We start from the raw sequence: 22,985 nt of genomic DNA on the forward strand, positions 1-22,985 counted from the left end.
CCCCACCTCTCACAAGGAGTAATGCGACTCATGGACGCTGTCACCCAGGTCCCCGCTCCGGTCAACGAGCCGGTGCACAGCTACGCCCCCGGCTCGCCCGAGCGCGCCCGTCTCGAGGTCAAGCTCAAGGAGCTGGCCGAGAACCCGCGCGAGCTGCCGATGACCATCGGCGGCGTGAAGCGCCTCGGCGGCGGCGAGGAGTTCAAGGTCGTCCAGCCGCACAACCACAAGGCCGTCATCGGCACCTTCCGCGGCGCCACCACGCAGGACGCCCAGGACGCGGTCGACGCCGCCCTGGCCGCGGCCCCGGCCTGGCGCGCGATGGCCTTCGACGACCGTGCCGCGATCATCCTGCGCGCCGCCGAGCTGCTCGCCGGCCCGTGGCGCGAGACGCTGGCCGCGTCCACCATGCTCGGCCAGTCGAAGACCGCCCAGCAGGCCGAGATCGACACCCCGTGCGAGCTCGTCGACTTCTGGCGCTTCAACGTCGCGTACGCCCGCCAGATCCTGGCCGAGCAGCCGCCGGCGAACTCCCCGGGTGTGTGGAACCGTCTGGACCACCGCCCGCTCGAGGGCTTCGTCTACGCGATCACGCCGTTCAACTTCACGGCCATCGCGGGCAACCTGCCCACCGCCCCCGCCCTCATGGGCAACGTGGTGGTCTGGAAGCCGTCCCCGACGCAGACGCACTCCGCCGTGCTCCTCATGGAGCTCCTGGAGGAGGCCGGCCTGCCGAAGGGCGTCATCAACCTGGTGACCGGCGACGGCATCGCCGTCTCCGAGGTGGCCCTGAACCACCCCGACCTGGCCGGCATCCACTTCACCGGCTCGACCAAGACCTTCCAGCACCTGTGGAAGACGGTCGGCACCAACATCGAGAAGTACCGCTCGTACCCGCGGATCGTCGGCGAGACCGGCGGCAAGGACTTCGTCGTCGCGCACCCCAGCGCCGACCGCGCCATCCTGAAGACCGCGCTGACCCGTGGCTCCTTCGAGTTCCAGGGCCAGAAGTGCTCCGCGTCCTCGCGTGCGTACGTCCCGGCCTCCATCTGGAACGACGGCTTCAAGGAGGAGTTCGCGGCCGAGGTCGACGGCATCACCATGGGTGACGTCACCGACCTGTCGAACTTCATCGGCGCCGTCATCGACGAGCGCTCGTTCGCCAAGAACAAGGCGGCGATCGACCGTGCCGCGGCCGACCCGACCTGCACGATCATCGCCGGTGGCACCTACGACGACTCGGTGGGCTACTTCGTCCGTCCGACCGTCATTGCCTGCACCGACCCGGAGAACGAGGTCTTCAAGGCCGAGTACTTCGGTCCGATCCTCGCGATCCACGTGTACGAGGACGAGAAGTACGACGAGATGCTGACCCAGATGGAGTCGGTCTCGGACTACGCCCTCACCGGCTCGGTCATCTCCGGCGACCGCGCGGCCGCCGCGTACACGATGGAGAAGCTCCGCTTCGCCGCGGGCAACTTCTACATCAACGACAAGTCGACCGGCGCCGTCGTCGGCCAGCAGCCCTTCGGCGGCGGCCGTGCCTCGGGCACGAACGACAAGGCCGGCGCCCCGCAGAACCTGATGCGCTGGACGCTGACCCGCGCCATCAAGGAGACGCTGGTTCCGCCGACCGAGTACGGCTACCCCCACATGGGCTGACGCCCTTCGGGCCTCCCTGAGGCCCGCCCCTGATCACCGCCCCCCTCCTCGGTCCCCCAACTGAGGACGGGGGCGGTTCTCATTCCCCGGTCCGCCGCTTCAGGAAGTCGCCGATCAGCTCGGCGATCTGCGGCGCGTGGGTCTCCAGGGCGAAGTGGCCCGTGGGGAGGAGGTGGATCTCGGCGTCCGGGAGGTCGCGGCGGAAGGCCTCGGCGCCCGCCGGGACGAAGACCTGGTCGCCCTCGCCCCAGACCGCGAGCAGCGGGACCCGGGAGGTGCGGAAGTACTCCTGGAAGGCGGGGTAGAGGGCGAAGTTGGAGCCGTAGTCGGCGATCAGGCCGAGCTGGATCTCGTCCTGGCCCTCGCGGGCCATCAGGGCGGCGTCGTGGTGCCAGGAGTCCGGGTCGAGGAGGTCGCGGAACTCGGCGGGGACGCCGGTCTCGTACTGCCAGCGGATGCCGTCGAGGGAGCGGATGCCGCGGACCGGCTCCTCCGTCTCGGGGGTGCGGTTCTCGATCAGGGCGAGGACCGGGGCCCAGGCCTCGGCGCCGAGGCCCTCGTCGTACGCGTTGCCGTTCTGGCTGATGATCGCGGTGACGCGCTCGGGGTGGGCGAGGGCGAGGCGCAGGCCGATGGGGGAGCCGTAGTCCTGGATGTAGAGGGCGTACCGCTCCAGGCCCAGGGTCTCGGTGAACTCGGCGGTGAGCGCGGCCAGTTCGGCGAAGGTGTAGGCGAAGTCGGCGGCGGAGGGGGCGTCGCTGCGGCCGAAGCCCAGGTGGTCGGGGGCGATCAGGCGGTAGCGGTCCGCGAGGAGCGGGATCAGGTCGCGGAACATGCGCGAGCTGGTGGGGAAGCCGTGCAGCAGGAGCAGGACGGGGGCGTCGGCCGGGCCCGCCTCGCGGTAGGAGATCTCGTGGCCGCGGACGGTGGCGGTGCGGTGGTGGGTCGGCAGCACGGACATCTTCTAACCCCTTATGTGTGAGTGACTGGTTATGGGATGACTCAATCAGGGCAGGAGTAACCTGTCAATGGCGCGAGAGGGGTTAGATCGTCGTGGGAGGGTGAGTGCATGACCGTGAGGATCGCGCCCACCCATGAACTCGGGGCCGCCCGGCTCCGCTCCGTACGCGAGATGCTCGACACCGCCTTCGACGGCGACTTCGCCGACGAGGACTGGGACCACACCCTCGGCGGCGTCCACGCCTGGATCGAGGACGGGGCGGGCATCGCCGCCCACGGCGCCGTCGTCATGCGGCGCGTGCTCCACCGGGGGCGTTCGTACCGCGTCGGGTACGTCGAAGGGGTCGCCGTCCGGGGCGATCTCAGGCGGCGGGGGCTCGGCGGGGCCGTGATGGACGGCCTGGAGCGGGTGATCGACGGCGCGTACGCCTTCGGGGCGCTCAGCGCCTCCGACGAAGGGGCCGCGCTCTACCGGGCCCGCGGATGGCGGGTCTGGAAGGGGCGGATCGAGGTCCTCGCCCCCGAGGGGACCGTCCGGCTTGCGGACGAGGAGGGGTCCGTCTTCCTGCGGGCGGCGGCGGGGCGTGTCCTGCCCGGGGCCGCCGACCCGCTCGTCTTCGACTGGCGTGACGGGGACGTGGTGTGAAGCCGCGTCAGGGAGCCGGCGGGCTCTGCTCCGCGCGCTCCTTGGCCTTCTCCACGCGCCCCCTGGCCGTCTCCAGCTGAGAGGTGAACAGGGCGGAGAACATGGAGGCGAGGGCGATCGTGATCGCGAGCCCGCCCATGCCGAGCGTCCCGATGAAGCACGCCGCCATCGCGCCGCCGACCAGGACGAGCCACACCGCGAGGGCCACCTTGCCGCGGCGGCTCAGGAACAGTTGACGGAGCGGGGTGGCCGGCGGGATCTCCAGGGCGCCCGCGGGGCCCGCCGTCGCCGCGCGGGGCCGCTTGAAGTAGCCGTACACCAGCCACTCGCCGCACAGCTCCCAGCCCTCCGGCTCCAGCTCGCCAAGCACCTTCGCGCGGCGCCGGCCGGCGATGACCTCGCGGCGGTACTCCCACCGCAGCGTCGCCCGCGCGGAACGGCGGCAGACGAACCGGCCGAGCGAGTCCAGGGACTCCACCTCCCAGCCCTGGTCGCCGTGGACGGCGAGCATGCGGCGGTCGTTGAAGATGTCGGCCGTCCAGGTCCAGTTCTCCGCCCGCTCGTCCGGCTCGGCGGGCAGCGGGACGACCCCGCCGAGCTGCGCCGCGAAGCCGGCGGCCGGGCCGAACTCCTCCTCCGGGCGCGCCCCGGTCTCGGCGAGGTGGCCGCGCAGGTCCTCGACGGTGGCGGTGATCTGCTCGTCGGGCACGCGCGCGGCGCGCAGGGCGTCGGTCAGCTCCGAGAAGTACCGGTCGGAGTCCTTGTTCGTGCTCATGTCGTTCTTCCCCCTGGGTGCAGCGTGGTCTCGACGGCGCGGTGGAAGCGCAGCCAGTCGCGGCTCTCGGCGGCGAGGTGCTCGCGCCCCCGCTCGGTGAGCCGGTAGTAGCGGCGGCCCGGCCCGCGCTCGGCGGCGCGGAACTCGGCCTCCACCAGACCGGCTTCCTCCAGGCGGTTCAGTACGGGATAGAGCGTCCCGCCCTTGATCTCGCCGAGTCCCGCCTCGGCGAGCGCCTTGGCGATCTCGTACCCGTAGCTCTCGCCGTCGGTCAGTCGGGAGAGGACGAGCAGGTCGAGGACGCCCTTGAGCCAGCTGGATCTGCGGTCTGCGGCCATAGGTGTATTGGAGCACCAGCTAGATAGGAATGCAAACTAGATAGAGATGCCGAAGTCAGGCCGCGACCAGCATCTTTCCGAGGTTCTCGCCGCGCAGCATCCCCAGGAACGCGTCCACGATGTGCCCGAACCCCTCCACCACCGTCACGTCCAGCGGCAGCGCCCCGCTGCGCAGGTGCGGGACGGCGAGGTCGTACAGCTCCTCCAGGGCGTCCATGTGGTCGCGTACGAGGAAGCCTTCGAGCCGGATGCTCTTGCCGACCACGTCGAAGAGGTTGCGCGGGGCCGGCGGGGGAGCGGAGAGCGAGTGGTACTGGCCCACCGCGCCGACCCAGGCGATCCGGCCGTGCGGACGCAGCGCGTCGATCGCGGCCTCCAGATGCTCCCCGCCCACCCCGTCCAGGACCGCGTCGAGACCCTCCGGCGCCGCCTTCGCGAGCAGCTCCGCGACCGGCCCGTCGTGGTAGTCGAAGGCCGCGTCGAAGCCCACCTCCTCCGTCAGGTACGCCACCTTGCGCGCCGACCCCGCGCTGCCGACGAGCCGCCCCGCGCCGAGCAGCCGGGCGAGCCGGCCCGCCGCCGTGCCCACCCCGCCCGCCGCCGCGGACACGAAGAGGTCCTCGCCGGGCTGGAGCCGCGCGATCCGGGTCAGGCCCACGTAGGCCGACAGGCCCGTACCGCCGAGCAGGCTCAGGTGCGCGGCGAGCGGGACGCCCTCGAAGTCCGGGACCGGGCGCGTCTCGTCCTTCGAGACCAGGGCGTGGGTGCGCCAGCCCTTGCGGTGCAGGACGAGGTCGCCGGGGCGCAGGGCCGGGTCGCGGGAGTCGAGCACGCGACCCAGGGTCCGGCCCTCCATCGGGGAGTTCAGGGTCCACAGCTCGTCCGAGTCCATCGCCTCGCGGTGGTACGGGTCGACGGACCACTGGAGGTTCTCGACGAGGGCGGTGCCGGGCTCCGGCGCCGGGACGGGGGACTCGACGAAGGAGAACAGGTCGGGGGTGGGGAAACCGGTGGGGCGGGCGGTCTGCTGGACGGTGATCATGGCGTCGGTAGGCATGGAGATGACGGTAGGAGGGGGCGCACGGCCCGGGCAGGGGGTAGCGTCGATGGCCGCGGCCGATCCATGAATGCCGCTCATGCAGGCAGGTGGGAGCCCCGATGACCGACGACCTCGCCCCGCGCGAACTGCGCGTCCTGCTTGCCGTCGGCCAGGAGCGCGGCTTCTCCGCCGCCGCCGTCGCCCTCGGCATGACGCAGTCCGCCGTCTCGCACTCGGTGCGCACCACCGAACGCAAGCTGGGCGCGGTCCTCTTCGACCGGGGACGGACCGGCGCCACGCCGACGGCGGCGGGCGAGCGGGCCCTCGCGCACGCCCGGCGGGTGCTCCGGCTGCTCGACGTGATGGCCGCGGAGGTGCGCGGCGCGGGACGGGCCGGCGGTGCGGGCGACGGGCCGGTCACCCTCGCAGGGCCGCTGCGGATCGCGGCCTTCCGCAGTGCGGCGCTGCATCTGCTGCCGCGCGCCCTGGGGCGGCTGACGGCGCGGCACCCGGAGATCGTGCCCGAGGTGCGGATCGTGCGGGAGGTCGGGCGCGGGACGGCCGGTGAAGTCCTCGACGGGCGGGCGGACCTGGGGATCGCGACCATCGGGACCACCTCGCCCGTGCCGCCGGAGCTGGTCGGCGGTGTCCTGGTGGAGGAGGGGTACGCGCTGGTGCACCCGGCCGGGCACCCGGCGCCGCGCTCGCTGCCGCTGGTCGACTGGACGGAGAACTGCACCTCGTACACCCGGGAATGGTGGGCCGGGCAGGAGTGGCTGCCGCCGGCGACCGTACAGGCCGAGGACGACGGAGCGGTGCTCTCGATGGTGAGCACCGGTTACGGGATGGCCGTGATGCCGGAACTCTCCCTGGTCGGAGCACCGCCCTCCGTCGAGATCACCGATCTCGGACCGGAGCGCCCGACGCGCTCGGTGGGCTACGTCACCACCCCCGAGCTGGCCTCCACCCTCGCCGTGCGGGCGCTCATCAGGGAGCTTCGGGCCGTCGCGGGGTGACCCTCGGGCGACGCCGGGAGGACCCTGAGTCCCGCGCCGTCTCAGATAGTAGGAAGTCCGAGTAATTGTGGAGACAGATGCGGCGCCCTGCCCTAGCTTTGTAGAAGCCGAACGTCTCGCTACATCAGCGAATGGCGGTCGAGAGCGCGACGCCCCTGTGCAGGCAACCCCTGCGGCGGCGCTCCCCGCCCCTGCCGGCACCTTCGATCACCACTGATCTCCGCACTTTCGGATCATCACTGATCTCAAGGAGTCGATCCCTCATGGCCACTCAGACCACCCGCCGCGTCCGCCACTCCGCCGGCCGTTCCAACGACGAGGCCCGCCAGAACGCCGCCGCCGCCCTCCAGCGCGCCCTCGACCGCCGTGACAACGGCGGCTCCACCGGCCACTGACACACCTTCACCCGGATGGCGCTTCGTCCACATGATGGACGGAACGTGTCAGACGATGGGACGAAGAGTAGGGTGCCGACATGTCTCACAGCATCAATCTCGCAGTCATTCCCGGCGACGGCATCGGCCAGGAGGTCGTGGCCGAGGGCCTCAAGATCCTCTCGGCCGTCCTTCCCCAGGACGTGAAGCTGGAGACCGAGGAGTACGACTTCGGCGCGAAGCGCTACCACGCCACCGGTGAGACCCTCACCGACGCCGATCTCGACTCCCTCAAGAAGCACGACGCCATCCTGCTCGGCGCCATCGGCGACCCGTCGGTGCCGTCCGGCGTCCTGGAGCGCGGCTTCCTCCTGAAGCTCCGCTTCGCCTTCGACCACCACGTGAACCTGCGTCCCTCGAAGCTGCTCCCCGGCGTCGCCACCCCGCTCGCCGGGCAGCCCGAGATCGACTTCGTCGTGGTCCGCGAGGGCACCGAGGGCCCGTACACCGGCAACGGCGGCACCATCCGCAAGGGCACCCCGCACGAGGTCGCCACGGAGGTCTCGGTCAACACCGCCTTCGGTGTCGAGCGTGTCGTCCGGGACGCCTTCGCCCGCGCCCAGGCCCGTCCGCGCAAGAAGCTGACGCTGGTCCACAAGAACAACGTGCTGACGTTCGCCGGCCACCTCTGGACGAACATCTTCACCAAGGTCGCCGCGGAGTTCCCCGAGGTCACCACCGACTACCTGCACGTCGACGCCGCGACGATCTTCCTCGTCACCGACCCGGCCCGCTTCGACGTCATCGTCACGGACAACCTCTTCGGCGACATCATCACCGACCTCGCCGCGGCCGTCTCCGGCGGCATCGGCGTCGCCGCCTCGGGCAACATCAACCCGAGCGGTGAATTCCCGTCCATGTTCGAGCCGGTCCACGGCTCCGCGCCGGACATCGCGGGTCAGGGCAAGGCCGACCCCACGGCCACCGTCCTCTCCGTCGCCCTCCTGCTGCGCCACCTCGGCTACGAGACCGAGGCCGTCCGGGTGGAGGAGGCCGTCGCGGCCGACCTCACCGAGCGGGGCACCGCCGTCCGTACGACGGCCGAGATCGGCGACGCGCTCGCCGCGCGAGTAGCGAGCTGACCCGCGCAGCCGACTGACATCTGACAGCAGCCGCCGGGTCGCACCTGCACCCGGCGGCTGTACCTGTGCGGCCGAAGGGTGCCACCATCGAACCCTGGACCGCGTTCACCCGTTTCACGCACCGGTCCCCGCGAGCGATAATCGAACGTGGGGCCGCGGCATGCGGGCATGCTCGGACGTCCACGTAGTCATGGGCGAAAGCCGGTGACGGAGGCGTGAGCGCGGTCCTACACACACAAACGGTGAAGGACACGCACTCATGACGACGCCCACGATCGAGCTCAAGCCCTCCTCCAGCCCGCTGTCCGACGCGGAGCGCGAGGCGATCCTGGCCAACCCCGGATTCGGCCGCCACTTCACCGACCACATGGTCACGATCCGGTGGACCGAGGGCCGCGGCTGGCACGACGGTCAGCTCGTGCCGTACGGCCCCCTGCACCTGGACCCGGCGACGAACGTCCTGCACTACGCGCAGGAGATCTTCGAGGGCCTCAAGGCCTACCGCCGCCCCGACGGCTCGGTCGCCAGCTTCCGGCCCGACGCCAACGCCCGCCGTTTCCAGGCCTCCGCCCGCCGTCTGGCCATGCCGGAGCTGCCCGTCGAGACCTTCGTCGAGGCCTGCGACCTGCTCGTCCGGCAGGACAAGCAGTGGGTCCCGGCGCACGGCGGCGAGGCCTCGCTCTACCTGCGCCCGTTCATGATCGCGACCGAGGTCGGCCTGGGCGTCCGCCCGGCCAACGAGTACCTCTTCGTCGTCATCGCCTCCCCGGCCGGCCCGTACTTCCCCGGTGGCGTGAAGCCCGTCTCCATCTGGCTCTCCGAGAACCGCGTCCGCGCCGTCCCCGGCGGCGTCGGCGACGCCAAGACCGGCGGCAACTACGCGGCCTCCCTGCTCGCGCAGGCCGAGGCGGCGGCCCAGGGCTGCGACCAGGTCGCCTACCTCGACGCCGTGGAGCACAAGTGGGTCGAGGAGCTCGGCGGCATGAACCTGTACTTCGTGTACGGGAACAAGCTCGTCACCCCCACCCTCACCGGTTCGCTCCTCGCCGGCATCACCCGTGACTCGCTGCTGAAGCTGGCGGCGGACCTCGGTCTGGAGCCGGAGGAGGGCCGCGTCTCCATCGACCAGTGGCAGGCCGACACCGCGAACGGCACCCTGACCGAGGTCTTCGCCTGCGGCACCGCCGCCGTCATCACCCCGGTCGGCACCGTCAAGTCCGAGCGGGGCGAGTGGCAGCAGTCGGGCGGCGAGCCCGGAGAGGTCACGATGAAGCTGCGCGACGCGCTGCTCGCCGTCCAGACCGGCAAGGCCGACGACGTCCACGGCTGGATGCACGAACTCGGCTAGCAGCTCCTACTCCGTTTGCCGCAAGGCTTCCGGTAGCAGCTCCTACTCCGTCGCCGCCAGGGCTTCCGGGGCCGTCACGGTCCCGGAAGCCCTGTTCGGCGTCAGGACGGCGTACAGCGCGCCGCCCACCACCCCCGACAGCACGAAGCTGCAGTCGATCCCGCCCGTCAGGGCGAGCAGCGGCCCCTCGTAGAGCGGCGTCGACACCCCGGCCAGGCCGACCGCCGCGCCGATCGCCCAGGAGGCGGTGGCGCGCGGGTGCCAGCCCGCCGAGAACCAGTAGATCCCGCCGCGCGAGCGGCGGTTGTAGACCTGGAGCGCCTCCGGGTCGTACGAACCTCCGCAGCGCGCGTGCCCGATCAGGGTGATCACGGCCCACGGGGTGCCGATCGCGGTGAGCAGCAGGACGAACGAGGTCATCGCCGTCTGGGCGTCCGAGGCGAAGTGGCCCAGGAAGACGAAGGCCGTCGCCACCGCCGCGACGACGAGCGTGGCGCGCGCCCGGGTGGCCCGGGGCAGGATCGCGTCGAGGTCGAGCCCCATCGAGTACAGCATCAGCCCGGCGTTGCCGACGGAGCCGGCCGTGGCGGCGAGCAGCAGCGGCACCAGGTACCAGGCGGGGGAGGCGGCGACGAGCGGCCCCGCGTAGTCGAGGGCCCCGCGGGCCGCGAGGGCCGTGTACGTACCGAAGAGCTGGGGGACCAGCAGGCCGACGAGCAGGCCGAGACAGGTCGCGCGCCAGACCTTCTTCGCGCTGTGCCGCGCGGGCGAGACGTACCGCGTGTAGTCGCCGAGCAGGGTGATGAAGGCGACGGGCCCGCTGAGTCCGGCGGCGACCGCGGCGAGCAGCCAGGTCGGCCAGAACGAGCCGAGGAGGTACGGGGTCTCCGGTACGGCGGCCGTCGTGAAGTCCCCGGCGTACGCGACCAGGCCGACCGCGAGGAGCACGGTCATGCCGACGGCGAGCGCCTTGCTCAGCTTGAGCAGCAGCCGGTAGCCGTAGACCGCGGCGACCACCGTGCCCGCGGCGAGCAGCGCGTAGACGACGGCGTGCGAGGCGCCGCCGGTGGGCAGGCCGACCAGCCGGGCCAGCGTCCCCACCATGACGTCCCCGCCGATCCACAGCGTCAGCGCGGTGTAGCCGAGCGAGAGGAGCAGTCCGACCACCGAGCCGACGAGCCGGCCGCGGACGCCGAAGAAGGCGCCGGAGGAGGTGGAGAGGTTGGTCGCCGTACGGAGCGACACGAGCGCCAGCGGGGCGGTGACCGCGACGCCGACGACGGTGCCGGCGACGACCGAGGTGACCGAGGCCCAGAGGCCGAGGCCGAAGGAGACCGGGAGCCAGCCGAAGACGATCACCCCCAGACAGAGGTTGGAGCCGAGCAGGATCGAGACGAGATCGCGGGGGCCACTGGTGCGTTCGGCCTCGGGGATGGTGTCGACTCCGCGCTGTTCTATCGGCATGAGGACTCCTGGGAGGGGAGCGGGGCGAGGGTGGCTCGCAGATTTAGAGTGGCGCTCAATGTGACCTATCGCTGTCGGCCACGTCAATGCTTGGCACGCGGGGTCTCAACATTTAGAGTGTCGCTCAAACAGGAGGTGTTTCGGACGTGCGACTGACCCCCACGGAACGCGACCGGCTGCTGCTCTTCGGCGCCGCCGAGCTCGCCCGTGCCCGCCGGGCCCGGGGCCTGCGGCTCAATGTCCCCGAGGCGACCGCGCTCATCGCGGACACGGTCTGCGAGGCGGCCCGCGACGGCAAGCGACTCGCCGAGGCGATCGCCGAGGCGCGTGCCGTCCTCGGCCCCGACGACGTCCTCCCCGGCGTCGCCGACGTGGTCACCGAGGTCCACGTCGAGGCCGTCTTCGACGACGGCTCCCGCCTCGCGGTCGTCTCCGACCCGATCGGCTGGGGGTCCCCCCGCGAAGCAGGGGGAGGACGGCTGGGCGCCGAGGCGCCGGGCGCCCTGCTGCCCGGCCCCGAGCACCCGGAGCCCGCGCCCGCGGTCACGATCCCCGTAAGGAACACGGCGACCGTGCCCGTCAGCGTCACCTCCCACTTCCACTTCTTCGAGGCCAACCCGCGCCTCGACTTCGACCGCGCCGCCGCCTACGGCATGCGCCTCGCCATCCCGGCCGGCGCGTCCTTCCGCTTCGACCCGGGCGGCGCGGCCGAGGTCGGCCTCGTGCCGATCGGCGGCGCGCGCGTCGCCATCGGCTTCGCCGGCCTGGTCGACGGACCGCTGGACGCGCCCGGCGCGAAGGAAGAGGCCCTGCGGCGCGCGGCGGCCTGCGGCTACCTCGGAGTCGAGAGCGGAGACGAGAACTGATGGACCCGTACGAGTACGCCTCCGTGCACGGCCCCCGCGCCGGCGACCGCGTCGTCCTGGGCGACTCCGGGCTCGTCGTCCGCGTCGAGTCCGACTCCCAGAAGCAGGGCGACGAGTTCCTCGCCGGCTTCGGCAAGACCGCCCGCGACGGCCTCCACCTCAAGGCCGCGGCCGTCCGCGAGACCTGCGACGTCGTCATCAGCAACGTCCTCGTCATCGACGCCGTCCAGGGCATCCGCAAGGTGTCCATCGGCATCCGCGAGGGCCGGATCCACGCCATCGGACGGGCCGGCAACCCCGACACCCTCGACGGCGTCGACGTCGTCGTCGGCACCGGCACCTCGATCGTCTCCGGCGAGGGCCTCATCGCCACCGCCGGAGCCGTCGACACCCACGTCCACCTCCTGTCCCCGCGGATCATGGAGGCCTCGCTCGCGAGCGGCGTCACCACGATCATCGGCCAGGAGTTCGGCCCGGTCTGGGGCGTCGGCGTCAACTCGCCCTGGGCGCTGCGCCACGCCTTCAACGCCTTCGACGCCTGGCCGGTCAACATCGGCTTCCTGGGACGGGGTTCGTCCTCGGATCCGGCGCCGCTGGTGGAGGCCCTGGCGGAGGGCGGGGCGTCCGGCTTCAAGGTGCACGAGGACATGGGCGCCCACACCCGGGCCCTCGACACCGCCCTGCGCGTCGCCGAGGAGCACGACGTGCAGGTCGCCCTGCACAGCGACGGCCTCAACGAGTGCCTGTCGGTGGAGGACACCCTCCGGGTCCTGGACGGCCGCACCATCCACGCCTTCCACATCGAGGGCTGTGGCGGCGGGCACGTACCCAACGTCCTGAAGATGGCGGGCGTGCCGAACGTCATCGGCTCCTCCACCAACCCCACCCTGCCCTTCGGCNATCGAGGGCTGTGGCGGCGGGCACGTACCCAACGTCCTGAAGATGGCGGGCGTGCCGAACGTCATCGGCTCCTCCACCAACCCCACCCTGCCCTTCGGCCGCGACGCGGTCGCCGAGCACTACGGGATGATCGTCTCCGTCCACGACCTGAAGACCGACCTCCCGGGCGACGCCGCCATGGCGCGCGACCGGATCCGGGCCGGGACGATGGGCGCGGAGGACGTCCTGCACGACCTCGGCGCGATCGGCATCACCTCCTCCGACGCGCAGGGGATGGGAAGGGCCGGCGAGACCGTACGCCGGACCTTCGCCATGGCCGGGAAGATGAAGGCCGAGCTGGGCCCGCTGGAGGGCGACGGCGCGCACGACGACAACGCCCGCGTCCTCCGCTACCTCGCCAAGCTCACCATCAACCCGGCGATCGCCCACGGCCTCGCCCACGAGATCGGCTCGATCGAGGTCGGCAAGCTGGCCGACATCGTGCTGTGGCGGCCGGAGTTCTTCGGAGCCAAGCCGCAGATGGTGCTGAAGTCCGGCTTCCCCGCGTGGGGGGTCGTGGGCGATCCGAACGCCGCCACGGACACCTGCGAACCGCTCGTCCTCGGACCGCTGTTCGGCGGTCACGGCGCCACGGCCGCCGACCTCTCCGTCGCCTTCGTGGCGCGGGCCGCCGTCGACCTCGGCTCCGACGCGCTGCCGACCCGCCGCCGCCGCGTCGCCGTGCGCGGCACCCGCGGCATCGGCCCCGCGGACCTGGTCTTCAACTCCCGCACCGGAGACGTGCAGGTCGACGGCCACACCGGCCTCGTCTCGCTCGACGGCTCGCCGATCCGCTCCGAGGCGGCCGAGTCCGTCTCCCTCAACCGCCTCTACTTCCTCTGACCTTCCTTAGGACCTCTGATGACCTTCCGCATGCCCGCCGAGTGGATGCCGCACGAGCGCACCTGGATGGCCTGGCCCAGCCCCAACCCCACCTTCACCAACGAGGAGGAGCTCGCCGAGGCGCGCGCCGCCTGGGCCTCCGTCGCCCGGGCCGTACGCCGCCACGAGCCGGTGACGATGGTCGTCGCCCCCGGCGACACGGAGTCCGCGCGCGCCCTCCTCGGCGAGGACGTCGAGCTGGTCGAGCGCGACCTCGACGACGCCTGGATGCGGGACATCGGCCCGACCTTCGTCACGAACGGCACCGAACTGGCGGCCGTGGACTGGGTTTTCAACGGCTGGGGCGGCCAGGACTGGGCCCGCTGGGAGCACGACTCCAAGATCGCCCGCCATGTCGCGGACGCGGCGGGCGTCCCCGTCCTGTCCTCCCCCCTCGTCAACGAGGGCGGCGCGATCCACGTCGACGGCGAGGGCACGGTCCTCCTGACCGACACCGTCCAGCTCGGCTCGGGCCGCAACCCGGAGTGGACCCGCGCCCAGGTCGAGGCCGAGATCCACGCCAAGCTCGGCACCACCAAGGCCATCTGGCTCCCGCACGGCCTCAGCGGCGACTACGGCCTCTACGGCACCCAGGGCCACGTCGACATCGTCGCCGCCTTCGCCCGCCCCGGCACCGTCCTCGTCCACAGCCAGCAGGACCCGGCCCACCCGGACTACGAGCGCTCCCGGATGTACGTGAGCATCCTCCGCGGCCAGACGGACGCCCAGGGCCGCCCCCTGGAGGTCGTCGAGATCCCGGCCCCCACCGTCCTCAAGGACGAGGAGGGCGACTGGGTCGACTACTCCTACATCAACCACTACCTCTGCAACGACGGCGTCGTCCTCTGCGCCTTCGACGACCCGCACGACGAACTCGCCGCCGAGATCTTCCGCCGCCTCTTCCCGGAGCGCACGGTGACCCTGGTCGACGCCCGGGCGATCTTCGCGGGCGGCGGCGGCATCCACTGCATCACGCAGCAGCAGCCGCGCGTGTAGGCGATGCCGCCCTGATCAGGGCGCTCCGGGTGCGGTTGCGCGCGGGAGCTACGCGAGCGGGAGTCAGGCGTCGCCGAAGCGTCGTACGAAGCGTCGCTGCCACGGGGTCTCCACGGCACGGTGGTGGTAGTTCCGGCGGACGAACGCCACGGCTTGGTCCGCCGGAACCCCGTCCAGGACGGCCATGCATGCCAGGGCCGTTCCTGTCCGCCCGCGCCCACCTCCGCACGCGATCTCCACGCGTTCGTTCCGGGCCCGAGCCAGCGCCTCCTCCAACACCGTCCGAGCTTGCCGGCGGTCCTTGGGAAGCCGAAAGTCAGGCCACGGCAGCCATCGGGCTTCCCACTCGGTCGGTGGAGGCTGCCTGCCCAGCAGATAGACCGCGAAGGACGGCACCGGCCCTGAGGGCAGGGGGTGGCGCAAACCCCGGCCACGCACCAGGGCGCCTGAAGGAAACCGCACGATCCCGTCGGTCGAGCCCCAGTTCTCAGCCATGCGGGCACCCTATCGACGGTCGGCACGGGGCAACTCGTGAACGTACGGGGCAGCTCGTGAACGTACAGAGGGGCAGTGACCGCCGACTGCCGCTCAGTCGGATCGGGCGGCGCCGCGTGCGGTCCGCACCGTGCCGGCCAGGGCCAGGACGCTCAGGGCGAACATCAGGATGCCCAGGGGGACGTGGAAGGTCGGCACGTGGGCGACGCCGAGGGCCACCTGTGCCGAGGCGAGGACGAGGAAGCCGGTGGCGTGGAGGATCGGGCGGGGGGAGCCCCCGCCCGGTCGCCACGCCAGGATCGCGGCGAGGACGTACAGCATCGACGCGCCGTACATCACCCGCGATCCGACCTCGTGCAGCAGGTAGCCGTGGGACGAGGACAGCAGCATTCCGGCGGTGACCGACTGGAAGAAGAGGGACAGGGTCTGCAGAGCGATCGCGACCTGCGAGAACGTGATCCTGCCCGGTGCCGGAGTCGTCTGTACGGCCATGATGTGGTCCCTTCTTCTGCCTCGCGGCGGTGGATCGGTACTCTCTCGACTGTCCGACGACGCAGCCCCGCGAAATGTGAGGTGGGGTGTCGGGCGTCACGGGGAGAAGCGGGGAGCGGTCGGCATCATGAGCACACAGCCCGGGGTGGATACGAGCGTCGTCGTCGGTGAGCGGCGCCATCTGACCAATCTCGCCTACCGGTTGCTCGGTTCGCTGGCCGAGGCCGAGGACGCCGTGCAGGAGACGTACACCCGCTGGTACGCGATGTCGCCGCGGGAGCAGGCTGCCATCGCCGCGCCCGGTGCCTGGCTGACGACCGTGGCCGGGCGCATCTGCCTCGACGTGCTCGGCTCGGCGCGGGCCCGGCGCGAGAGCTACGTCGGCGCCTGGATCCCCGAGCCGCTTCCCGACCGCGCGGAGTGGGCCGGCGGGGACGACCCCGCGGACCGGATCACCCTGGACGAGTCGGTGAGCATGGCCTTCCTCGTCGTGCTGGAGTCGATGACGCCGGCCGAGCGCGTGGCGTTCGTCCTCCACGACGTCTTCCGCTATCCCTTCGCGGAGATCGCCGAGATCATCGGCCGGACGCCCGCGGCCTGCCGCCAGCTGGCGACCTCGGCCCGCCGTCGCGTCAGCGCCGCGCGGACCCCGGCGGCGCCGTCGGCCGGGCAGGCCGGTCTGGTGCGGCACTTCAAGGAGGCGTGGGAGGCCAGGGACATCGAGGCCCTCGTCGGTCTCCTCGACCCCGACGCCGCGATGGTCGCCGACGGCGGCGGTCTGGTGGGCACCGTCCTGCACCCGGTCGTGGGCGCCGAGGAGATCGCCGCGTACCTGATCCACATCGCCGACAAGGCGCCGGGGCTGCGGCTCCTGGAGCGGTCGGTGAACGGCAGGCCGGGTCTCGTCGCCCAGTTCACCGGCGTGACCGTGACCGTGGCCGCCTTCGAGTTCGACGGCGACCGCGTCGCCCGCATCTGGGCGGTCCGCAACCCGGAGAAGCTCCGCGCGTGGACCGCGACGACCGGCCCCGGCAGGGCCATCCTGTAGAACATACGGGTGAGTCAGAGCAGCAACCCGGACCCTTCTCCCCGCCGCCGCAACCAGGCCGCCCCGCCCCGCGAGGACGTGCTCGCCGCGGCCATGGACACCATCGCCGAGCGTGGGCTCGACGGGCTCACCATGGCCGGGCTCGGGCGGCAGGTCGGGATGAGCAGCGGGCACCTGCTCTACTACTTCCGCACCAAGGACGAGCTGCTGCTCCAGACCCTGGAGTGGAGCGAGGGGCGGCTCGGCTCCGCGCGGAGCGCGCTGCTCGCCCGGCCCGGGACCGCGCGCGAGCGGCTCGACGGGTACGTCGACGTGTACGTGCCCCGCGGGCCGCGCGACCCGCACTGGACCCTGTGGCTGGAGGTCTGGAACCGCTCGCAGAACGCCGACGACGACGCCCGCGTCCGGCAGGCCGCCATCGAGGGTGCCTGGCACCGGGACCTCGTCGCGATCCTCGCCGAGGGGGTCTCGCGGGGCGAGTTCCGGGCGGTCGACCCGGACCGGTTCGCCACCCGTACGAGGGCTTTGCTCGACGGCTTCAGTGTGCATGTGGCCGTCGGGATCCCGGGCACCGGTCGGGAGCAAGTTCTCGCCCACGTACGGGAGTTCATCGAGCAGGACCTGCTGCCGCGACCGTAACGCACGTAAGTACACAGGATCGTTGCGCGCTACAGCCTTGTTGCCCGGGCGGGAACTCCGGCACGGTTCCGGTCCATGGGACGAGAGCACTGGAAGAAGATCTGGGTCGGCTCCGCCGGCAACATGGTCGAGTGGTTCGACTGGTTCGTGTACGCGAGCTTCGCCACCTACTTCGCGGGATCCTTCTTCCCCGAGGGGAACGACACCGCCAAACTCATGAACACCGCCGGCATCTTCGCCGTCGGCTTCTTCATGCGGCCCGTCGGCGGCTGGCTCCTCGGCCGGGTCGGCGACCGCAAGGGCCGCAAGGCGGCGCTCACCCTCACCGTCACCCTGATGTCCGCCTCGGCGCTCCTGATCGCCGTGGCCCCCACCTACGCCGTCGCCGGCTACGGCGGCGCCGCCGTCCTCCTGATCGCCCGCCTCCTCCAGGGCCTCTCCGTCGGCGGCGAGTACGCCGCCAGCGCCACCTACCTCACGGAGGCCTCGGCGCCGGAGCACCGCGGCTTCGCCTCCAGCTTCCAGTACGTGTCGATGACCGCCGGCCAGATCCTCGGCCTCGGCCTGCTGATCATCCTCCAGCAGACGATGTCCAGCGAGGCCCTGCACAGCTGGGGCTGGCGCATCCCCTTCGTCATCGGCGCCCTCGGCGCGGCCGTCGTCTTCTACCTGCGGCGCACGATGCTGGAGACGGAGGTGTACGAGGAGAGCGCGGGCGACGGGGTCGCCGCCGGTGAGCAGGGCACCCTCAAGGCGCTCTGGGCGCACAAGCGCGAGGCCTTCCTCGTCATCGCCCTCACCATGGGCGGGACCGTGGCCTACTACACGTACACCACCTACCTCACCAAGTACCTCTCCAACTCCGCCGGACTCCCCAAGCAGACCGCGACTCTCGTCTCCTTCTGCGCCCTGATCGTCTTCGCCTGCCTCCAGCCGCTCGCCGGCCGGCTCTCCGACCGGATCGGCCGCCGCCCGCTCCTCATCACCTTCGCGGTCGGCTCCACCCTCCTCAGCGTGCCGATCCTGGCGATGCTGAAGCACGCGGGCTCCTTCTGGCCGGCCCTCGGCCTCTCCCTGCTCGCGCTGCTCGTCGTCACCGGCTACACCTCCATCAACGCCTGCGTGAAGGCCGAGCTCTTCCCGACCGGCATCCGTGCCCTCGGCGTCGCCCTCCCGTACGCCATCGCCAACGCGCTCTTCGGCGGGACCGCCGAGTACGTCGCGCTGTGGTTCAAGGACGCGGGCATCGAATCCGGCTTCTCCTGGTACGTGGCGGGCTGCGCGGCCGTCTCCCTGGTCGTCTATCTCGCGATGCGGGAGACCCGGGACATCGACCTGGGCCGGGTCGGCGCCTCCGGCGGCCCCGGCACCCTGCCCGGCCAGAAGCGAGATCAGCTGCCCGTATCGTGAGACCGCCGTCCCGGCGGCCCCCCACCTGTGTCAGACTTCCGGCGTGCTTGCTACCACGATGATTATCGGCAGCGGCGCGCCGGTCCGCAGTGGCCACTGAATCCGCGGCACAACCCCCCGCGGCAGTGGACACCGTGCCTCAGACCCGCGCGCAGACCTCTCGCACCCGCGAGGGGTTTTTTCGTTTTCCGGCCCCACCCATGCCGGAAGCGGACAGCGCGTGAGAATGGGGGCAAGTGGATCCAGACCTTCCGGAGCCACATCCGACAGGAGCCATCACAGTCATGACCACGGAGAACGGCGAGAGCCCGCGCCTCGACGACCGCCATGTCGACGACAGCTTCCACGTCTTCGACACGACGCTGCGCGACGGAGCGCAGCGTGAGGGCATCAACCTCACCGTCGCCGACAAGCTGACCATCGCGCGCCACCTCGACGACTTCGGCGTGGGCTTCATCGAGGGCGGCTGGCCCGGCGCCAATCCGCGCGACACGGAGTTCTTCGCCCGCGCCCGCCAGGAGATCGCGTTCAAGAACGCGCAGCTCGTGGCCTTCGGCGCCACCCGCAGGGCCGGCGGCAACGCCGCCGAGGACCCGCAGGTCAAGGCGCTGCTCGACTCCGGCGCCCCGGTGATCACCCTCGTCGCCAAGTCGCACGACCGGCACGTCGAACTGGCCCTGCGCACCACGCTCGACGAGAACCTGGAGATGGTCCGCGACACCGTCTCCTACCTGACCTCCCAGGGCCGCCGCGTCTTCGTCGACTGCGAGCACTTCTTCGACGGCTACAAGGCCAACCCCGACTACGCCAAGGCCGTGGTCCGCGCCGCGCACGAGGCCGGCGCCGACGTCGTCATCCTCTGCGACACCAACGGCGGCATGCTCCCCGCCCAGATCCAGGCCGTCGTCGCCACCGTCCTCGCCGACACCGGCGCCCGCCTCGGCATCCACGCCCAGGACGACACCGGCTGCGCCGTCGCCAACACCCTCGCCGCCGTCGACGCGGGCGCCACCCACGTGCAGTGCACCGCCAACGGCTACGGCGAGCGGGTCGGCAACGCCAACCTCTTCCCCGTCGTCGCGGCCCTGGAGCTCAAGTACGGCAAGACGGTCCTCCCCGCGGGCGCGCTCGCCGAGATGACCCGGATCTCCCACGCCATCGCCGAGGTCGTCAACCTCACCCCCTCCACGCACCAGCCGTACGTCGGCGTCTCCGCCTTCGCGCACAAGGCCGGGCTCCACGCCTCCGCCATCAAGGTCGACCCCGACCTCTACCAGCACATCGACCCCGAGCTCGTCGGCAACACCATGCGGATGCTCGTCTCCGACATGGCCGGCCGCGCCTCGATCGAGCTCAAGGGCAAGGAGCTCGGCGTCGACCTGGGCGACGACCGCGCGCTCGTCGCCCGCGTCGTCGAGCGGGTCAAGGAGCGCGAGCTCCAGGGCTACACGTACGAGGCCGCCGACGCCTCCTTCGAGCTGCTGCTCCGCGAGGAGGCCGAGGGCCGGGCCCGGCGCTACTTCCGTACGGAGTCCTGGCGCGCGATCGTCGAGGACCGCCCCGACGGCACCCACGCCAACGAGGCCACCGTGAAGCTCTGGGCCAAGGGCGAGCGGATCGTCGCCACCGCCGAGGGCAACGGCCCGGTCAACGCCCTCGACCTCGCGATGCGGGTCGCGCTCGAGCGGATCTACCCGCAGCTCGCCAAGTTCGAGCTGGTCGACTACAAGGTCCGCATCCTGGAGGGCCGCCACGGCACCGAGTCCACGACCCGGGTCCTGATCACGACCAGCGACGGCAACGGCGAGTGGGCCACGGTCGGCGTCGGCGAGAACGTCATCGCGGCCTCCTGGCAGGCCCTGGAGGACGCCTTCACGTACGGGCTGCTCCGGGCCGGGATCGACCCCGCCGAGTAGCCCCCTATGTTCGGTTTGGCCTGGTTCGGGTAGCTTCAGAGCATGAGGACCAGGGCGATAACCGGATGGTCGGCCCTCGCCGGGCTGATACTGCTGCTGCTCCTGGCCCTGGCCCCGTCCGCGGGCGCCAGGGCCGCGGGGATATCCGACGCGGCCGCAGCGCTGAAACAGGGCCCGGTGTACGTCGACCCGGGCGCCGCCGACCAGCTCTCCAAGGCCGACGCGGACGCCCTCGCCCAGAAGATCAAGGACGCGGACAAGCCGCTCTTCGTGGCCGTCCTGCCGGCGAACGCCGAGTTCCCGCCGCAGGACCTCTTCCAGAACCTGCGCACCCAGACCGGCATCACCGGCCTGTACGCGATCCGCCTCGGCGACGGATTCGACGCGAAGGCCGACTCCTCCGTCATCTCGCAGCAGGCCGTGCAGAACCTCGTCACCTCCGTCCGCCAGCCCGGCGTCGACGCGGCCACCCAGCTGAACAACTTCGCCGACCAGGCCCTCCCCACCCTCCGCGGCTCCGCCCCCTCGTCCTGGGGCGCCGTCGGTACGGACTCCGGGGTCCCCGTCGCCGGACTCGTCACCCTGGGCGCGGTCGTCGCCGTGAGCGGCGGAGCCGCGTACACCGTCGTCCGCCGCAAGCGGCTCCGCAAGGAGGCCGAGGAGCGGGAGGCCCTCGACAAGCTGCGGGTCGTCGTCGACGAGGACATCACGGCCTTCGGCGAGGAGCTCGAACGCCTCGACTTCCACCCCGCCGAGGCGGGCGCCGACGACGCCCAGCGCGGCGATTACGAGCGCGCCCTCGACTCCTACGACAAGGCCAAGTCGCTCATGGGCTCCGCGACCCGGCCGCACGACGTCCGCCCGGTCACCGAGGCCCTGGAGGACGGGCGCTTCTCCCTCGCGCTCCTCGCCGCCCGCCGCGAGTCCCGCCCGCTGCCCGAGCGGCGCGCCCCCTGCTTCTTCGACCCGCGCCACGGGCCCTCCGTCGAGGACCGCGACTGGAAGCCGGCGGGCAGCACCGCACGCCGGGTCCCGGTCTGCGCCGCCGACGCGGCCCGCCTCGACGACGGCCTCGACCCCCTCGCCCGGACCGTCGACACGGACACCGGCCGCCGCCCCTACTGGGAGGCGGGCCCCGCCTACGGCCCCTGGGCCGGCGGCTACTTCGGCGGCGGTCTCCTCCCTGGCCTCCTCATGGGCACCATGCTCGGCTCGATGCTCTCCACCCCCGCGTACGCCTCCGAGTACGGCGGCGGCGACTTCTCCGGCGGCGACTTCAGCGGCGGCGACTTCTCGGGCGGGGACTTCTCCGGCGGAGACTTCGGCTCGGGTGGCGGCTTCGGCGGCGGCGACTTCGGCGGGGGCGGCGGATTCGACGGCGGAGGCGGCGGGTTCTGACCGCTCAGACCAGCGGCTTCACCGACATCAGCAGGTGCCGGTGGGCCGGGTCCTCGGCGTCGGTGAGCAGGGCCCGCTGGCCCGGGCCGAGGAGGTGGAAGCGGACCTCCCGGGTGTCCAGGGAGGTCAGCGCGTCCAGAAGGTAGCCCGGGTTGAAGGCGACCGTCATGGAGTCCGTCCCGCCGAGGGAGCCCCGGAGGTGCTGGGAGGCGACGTCGTCCTCGTACCCCGCCTGGAGGTGGACTCCCGAGGCGGTGAAGGTCAGCTGGACCGGGCTGTCGCCCTCGGCGACCACCGCCACCCGCTTGACGGCCTCGGTCAGCGGCGCCCGCTCGGTGACCGCCAGGGCGTGGTCGCCGAGGGCGAAGAGCTTGTCGTGGCGGGGGAGGCGGCCTTCGAGCAGCCGGGTGGTGGTGCGCATGCCGCCGCTCTCGAAGCCGATCGAGCCGGAGTCGAGCGCGAGGCGGGCCGGGCCGGCGCCCGCGAGGGAGCGGGCGATCTCGGTGAGGCGGCGGGCCGGGACGACCACGTCGGCGGACTCCGGGTCGGCACCGCCCTCGGGCTTCCACTCCAGCGTGCGGACCGCGTACCGGTAGCGGTCGGTGGCCGCCAGCGTCACGGCCGTGCCGTCCAGGGCGAGCCGTATCCCGGTGAGGACCGGCAGGGAGCCGTCCCGGCCCGCCGCGACGGCTACCTGGGCGACCGCCGAGGCGAAGGCGTCGCCGTCGACCAGGCCGCGCACCTCGGGCAGCGCGGGCGCGGCCGGGTAGTCGTCGAGCGGCAACAGGGAGAGGCCGAAGCGGGCGTCCCCGGAGGTCACCGAGAGGCGGGCGTCCTCCACGGCGAGCTCCGCGTACCCCCGGGGGAGCACCTTGCAGATGTCGAGCAGTCGCCGGCCGAGGACCAGCACCCGGCCCCCGGAGGTCGTGTCGGCCTCGACCTCGACGCGGGCCGAGGCCTCGTGGTCGAGGCCGGAGACACGCAGCCGGCCGTCCGCCGCCTCCAGGAGCAGTCCGCCGAGGACGGGCATCGGGGAGCGGGCGGGCAGGACGCGCGCGGCCCAGGCCACGGCTTCGGTCAACACGGCGCTGTCGATACGGATTTCCATGCGGCCGACGCTAGAGGCCGCCACTGACAACG

22 protein-coding genes and 1 pseudogene are annotated in these 22,985 nt (G+C 71.9%); 15 read left to right on the forward strand and 8 right to left on the reverse strand.

The features are described from left to right. Positions 1-30: 30 nt before the first annotated feature. On the forward strand, positions 31-1,662 hold the full coding sequence (gene pruA / locus ASC82_RS10160; RefSeq protein ID WP_056644359.1) for an L-glutamate gamma-semialdehyde dehydrogenase: 1,632 nt from the start codon (positions 31-33) through the stop codon (positions 1,660-1,662). A 79-nt stretch (positions 1,663-1,741) separates the two neighbouring features. On the opposite strand, the gene ASC82_RS10165 is transcribed toward pruA, so the two are convergent. Next, on the reverse strand, positions 1,742-2,623 hold the full coding sequence (locus tag ASC82_RS10165; RefSeq protein WP_056644361.1) for an alpha/beta hydrolase: 882 nt from the start codon (positions 2,621-2,623) through the stop codon (positions 1,742-1,744). 108 nt (positions 2,624-2,731) lie between these two features. Here ASC82_RS10165 and ASC82_RS10170 point away from each other — a divergent pair, with 108 nt between their 5' ends. Next, entirely contained in the window at positions 2,732-3,268 is a 537-nt protein-coding gene (locus ASC82_RS10170) for a GNAT family N-acetyltransferase (protein WP_056644362.1), read from the forward strand. Between the two features lie 7 nt (positions 3,269-3,275). Here the strand turns inward: ASC82_RS10170 and ASC82_RS10175 are convergent, their stop codons facing one another. From ASC82_RS10175 to ASC82_RS10185, 3 genes are read right to left on the reverse strand one after another with little or no spacing between them, the layout of a single operon-like run. Next, positions 3,276-4,043: a hypothetical protein gene (locus ASC82_RS10175; protein ID WP_056644365.1), complete on the reverse strand. Its 768-nt coding sequence runs from the start codon at positions 4,041-4,043 to the stop codon at positions 3,276-3,278. After that, the gene (locus ASC82_RS10180) at positions 4,040-4,381 is read right to left on the reverse strand and encodes a helix-turn-helix transcriptional regulator (RefSeq protein ID WP_024756281.1); all 342 of its coding nucleotides are present in this window, start codon (positions 4,379-4,381) and stop codon (positions 4,040-4,042) included. The genes ASC82_RS10175 and ASC82_RS10180 overlap by 4 nt, the downstream gene beginning before the upstream one ends. Positions 4,382-4,436: 55 nt before the next feature. After that, positions 4,437-5,438: an NADP-dependent oxidoreductase gene (locus ASC82_RS10185; protein ID WP_056644367.1), complete on the reverse strand. Its 1,002-nt coding sequence runs from the start codon at positions 5,436-5,438 to the stop codon at positions 4,437-4,439. Between the two features lie 101 nt (positions 5,439-5,539). Between ASC82_RS10185 and ASC82_RS10190 the strand changes: the two genes are divergently transcribed. The 4 genes from ASC82_RS10190 to ASC82_RS10200 all read left to right on the forward strand — a co-directional run bounded on the left by ASC82_RS10190 (position 5,540) and on the right by ASC82_RS10200 (position 9,300). Beyond that, complete coding sequence (locus ASC82_RS10190; RefSeq protein WP_056644370.1) at positions 5,540-6,436, forward strand: LysR family transcriptional regulator; 897 nt, start codon at positions 5,540-5,542, stop codon at positions 6,434-6,436. A 263-nt stretch (positions 6,437-6,699) separates the two neighbouring features. Then, positions 6,700-6,831, forward strand: a complete 132-nt coding sequence (locus ASC82_RS31360; protein WP_260605541.1) for a hypothetical protein — start codon at positions 6,700-6,702, stop codon at positions 6,829-6,831. Positions 6,832-6,911: 80 nt separating this feature from the next. Continuing rightward, positions 6,912-7,952 (forward strand): 3-isopropylmalate dehydrogenase, encoded by a 1,041-nt coding sequence (locus tag ASC82_RS10195; protein WP_056644374.1) that lies wholly within the window; start codon positions 6,912-6,914, stop codon positions 7,950-7,952. Between the two features lie 259 nt (positions 7,953-8,211). Further along, on the forward strand, positions 8,212-9,300 hold the full coding sequence (locus tag ASC82_RS10200) for a branched-chain amino acid aminotransferase (RefSeq protein WP_056644377.1): 1,089 nt from the start codon (positions 8,212-8,214) through the stop codon (positions 9,298-9,300). 42 nt (positions 9,301-9,342) lie between these two features. Here the strand turns inward: ASC82_RS10200 and ASC82_RS10205 are convergent, their stop codons facing one another. Next, positions 9,343-10,764, reverse strand: coding sequence for a cytosine permease (locus ASC82_RS10205; RefSeq protein WP_056644380.1), 1,422 nt, complete (start codon positions 10,762-10,764; stop codon positions 9,343-9,345). Positions 10,765-10,910: 146 nt separating this feature from the next. Between ASC82_RS10205 and ureA the strand changes: the two genes are divergently transcribed. The 4 genes and pseudogenes from ureA to ASC82_RS10220 all read left to right on the forward strand — a co-directional run bounded on the left by ureA (position 10,911) and on the right by ASC82_RS10220 (position 14,447). After that, positions 10,911-11,630 (forward strand): urease subunit gamma, encoded by a 720-nt coding sequence (gene ureA / locus ASC82_RS10210; protein WP_056644383.1) that lies wholly within the window; start codon positions 10,911-10,913, stop codon positions 11,628-11,630. Continuing rightward, a partial coding sequence (locus ASC82_RS31020; protein WP_242427623.1) for an urease subunit alpha occupies positions 11,630-12,529 on the forward strand: 900 nt, incomplete at its 3' end. The genes ureA and ASC82_RS31020, both read left to right, overlap by 1 nt. A 1-nt stretch (position 12,530) precedes the next feature. Further along, positions 12,531-13,412, forward strand: a pseudogene (locus ASC82_RS31025) (urease subunit alpha); the annotation flags it as partial. Positions 13,413-13,430: 18 nt separating this feature from the next. Next, positions 13,431-14,447 (forward strand): agmatine deiminase family protein, encoded by a 1,017-nt coding sequence (locus ASC82_RS10220; protein ID WP_056644386.1) that lies wholly within the window; start codon positions 13,431-13,433, stop codon positions 14,445-14,447. Positions 14,448-14,510: 63 nt separating this feature from the next. Here ASC82_RS10220 and ASC82_RS10225 read toward each other — a convergent pair whose 3' ends face one another. Continuing rightward, complete coding sequence (locus ASC82_RS10225; protein WP_056644389.1) at positions 14,511-14,942, reverse strand: protein-tyrosine phosphatase family protein; 432 nt, start codon at positions 14,940-14,942, stop codon at positions 14,511-14,513. 93 nt (positions 14,943-15,035) lie between these two features. Continuing rightward, entirely contained in the window at positions 15,036-15,434 is a 399-nt protein-coding gene (locus ASC82_RS10230; protein WP_056644392.1) for a hypothetical protein, read from the reverse strand. Positions 15,435-15,561: 127 nt separating this feature from the next. Here ASC82_RS10230 and sigJ point away from each other — a divergent pair, with 127 nt between their 5' ends. From sigJ to ASC82_RS10255, 5 genes are all read left to right on the forward strand, one after another. Then, complete coding sequence (gene sigJ / locus ASC82_RS10235; protein WP_056644396.1) at positions 15,562-16,482, forward strand: RNA polymerase sigma factor SigJ; 921 nt, start codon at positions 15,562-15,564, stop codon at positions 16,480-16,482. Between the two features lie 93 nt (positions 16,483-16,575). Further along, positions 16,576-17,121, forward strand: a complete 546-nt coding sequence (locus tag ASC82_RS10240) for a TetR/AcrR family transcriptional regulator (RefSeq protein ID WP_242427633.1) — start codon at positions 16,576-16,578, stop codon at positions 17,119-17,121. 75 nt (positions 17,122-17,196) lie between these two features. After that, positions 17,197-18,531, forward strand: coding sequence for an MFS transporter (locus tag ASC82_RS10245; protein ID WP_056644402.1), 1,335 nt, complete (start codon positions 17,197-17,199; stop codon positions 18,529-18,531). A 284-nt stretch (positions 18,532-18,815) separates the two neighbouring features. Next, positions 18,816-20,447: a citramalate synthase gene (gene cimA / locus ASC82_RS10250; RefSeq protein ID WP_056644406.1), complete on the forward strand. Its 1,632-nt coding sequence runs from the start codon at positions 18,816-18,818 to the stop codon at positions 20,445-20,447. Between the two features lie 42 nt (positions 20,448-20,489). Continuing rightward, complete coding sequence (locus ASC82_RS10255) at positions 20,490-21,845, forward strand: hypothetical protein (RefSeq protein WP_056644409.1); 1,356 nt, start codon at positions 20,490-20,492, stop codon at positions 21,843-21,845. Positions 21,846-21,849: 4 nt separating this feature from the next. Here ASC82_RS10255 and dnaN read toward each other — a convergent pair whose 3' ends face one another. Beyond that, a complete protein-coding gene (gene dnaN, locus ASC82_RS10260) occupies positions 21,850-22,953 on the reverse strand; it encodes a DNA polymerase III subunit beta (RefSeq protein ID WP_056644412.1) in 1,104 nt (367 codons plus the stop codon). Positions 22,954-22,985 lie beyond the last annotated feature (32 nt).

This window comes from Streptomyces sp. Root431 (genome assembly GCF_001426585.1).
GTDB lineage: Bacteria > Actinomycetota > Actinomycetes > Streptomycetales > Streptomycetaceae > Streptomyces > Streptomyces stackebrandtii.

Excerpts from the sequence above, each read along its gene's own strand:
- pruA (WP_056644359.1), top strand. The coding sequence starts at position 31 with ATGGACGCTGTCACCCAGGTCCCCGCTCCGGTCAACGAGCCGGTGCAC.
- ASC82_RS10165 (WP_056644361.1), bottom strand. The coding sequence starts at position 2,623 with ATGTCCGTGCTGCCGACCCACCACCGCACCGCCACCGTCCGCGGCCAC.
- ASC82_RS10170 (WP_056644362.1), top strand. The coding sequence starts at position 2,732 with ATGACCGTGAGGATCGCGCCCACCCATGAACTCGGGGCCGCCCGGCTC.
- ASC82_RS10175 (WP_056644365.1), bottom strand. The coding sequence starts at position 4,043 with ATGAGCACGAACAAGGACTCCGACCGGTACTTCTCGGAGCTGACCGAC.
- ASC82_RS10180 (WP_024756281.1), bottom strand. The coding sequence starts at position 4,381 with ATGGCCGCAGACCGCAGATCCAGCTGGCTCAAGGGCGTCCTCGACCTG.
- ASC82_RS10185 (WP_056644367.1), bottom strand. The coding sequence starts at position 5,438 with ATGCCTACCGACGCCATGATCACCGTCCAGCAGACCGCCCGCCCCACC.
- ASC82_RS10190 (WP_056644370.1), top strand. The coding sequence starts at position 5,540 with ATGACCGACGACCTCGCCCCGCGCGAACTGCGCGTCCTGCTTGCCGTC.
- ASC82_RS31360 (WP_260605541.1), top strand. The coding sequence starts at position 6,700 with ATGGCCACTCAGACCACCCGCCGCGTCCGCCACTCCGCCGGCCGTTCC.
- ASC82_RS10195 (WP_056644374.1), top strand. The coding sequence starts at position 6,912 with ATGTCTCACAGCATCAATCTCGCAGTCATTCCCGGCGACGGCATCGGC.
- ASC82_RS10200 (WP_056644377.1), top strand. The coding sequence starts at position 8,212 with ATGACGACGCCCACGATCGAGCTCAAGCCCTCCTCCAGCCCGCTGTCC.
- ASC82_RS10205 (WP_056644380.1), bottom strand. The coding sequence starts at position 10,764 with ATGCCGATAGAACAGCGCGGAGTCGACACCATCCCCGAGGCCGAACGC.
- ASC82_RS10220 (WP_056644386.1), top strand. The coding sequence starts at position 13,431 with ATGACCTTCCGCATGCCCGCCGAGTGGATGCCGCACGAGCGCACCTGG.
- ASC82_RS10225 (WP_056644389.1), bottom strand. The coding sequence starts at position 14,942 with ATGGCTGAGAACTGGGGCTCGACCGACGGGATCGTGCGGTTTCCTTCA.
- ASC82_RS10230 (WP_056644392.1), bottom strand. The coding sequence starts at position 15,434 with ATGGCCGTACAGACGACTCCGGCACCGGGCAGGATCACGTTCTCGCAG.
- sigJ (WP_056644396.1), top strand. The coding sequence starts at position 15,562 with ATGAGCACACAGCCCGGGGTGGATACGAGCGTCGTCGTCGGTGAGCGG.
- ASC82_RS10240 (WP_242427633.1), top strand. The coding sequence starts at position 16,576 with ATGGACACCATCGCCGAGCGTGGGCTCGACGGGCTCACCATGGCCGGG.
- ASC82_RS10245 (WP_056644402.1), top strand. The coding sequence starts at position 17,197 with ATGGGACGAGAGCACTGGAAGAAGATCTGGGTCGGCTCCGCCGGCAAC.
- cimA (WP_056644406.1), top strand. The coding sequence starts at position 18,816 with ATGACCACGGAGAACGGCGAGAGCCCGCGCCTCGACGACCGCCATGTC.
- ASC82_RS10255 (WP_056644409.1), top strand. The coding sequence starts at position 20,490 with ATGAGGACCAGGGCGATAACCGGATGGTCGGCCCTCGCCGGGCTGATA.
- dnaN (WP_056644412.1), bottom strand. The coding sequence starts at position 22,953 with ATGGAAATCCGTATCGACAGCGCCGTGTTGACCGAAGCCGTGGCCTGG.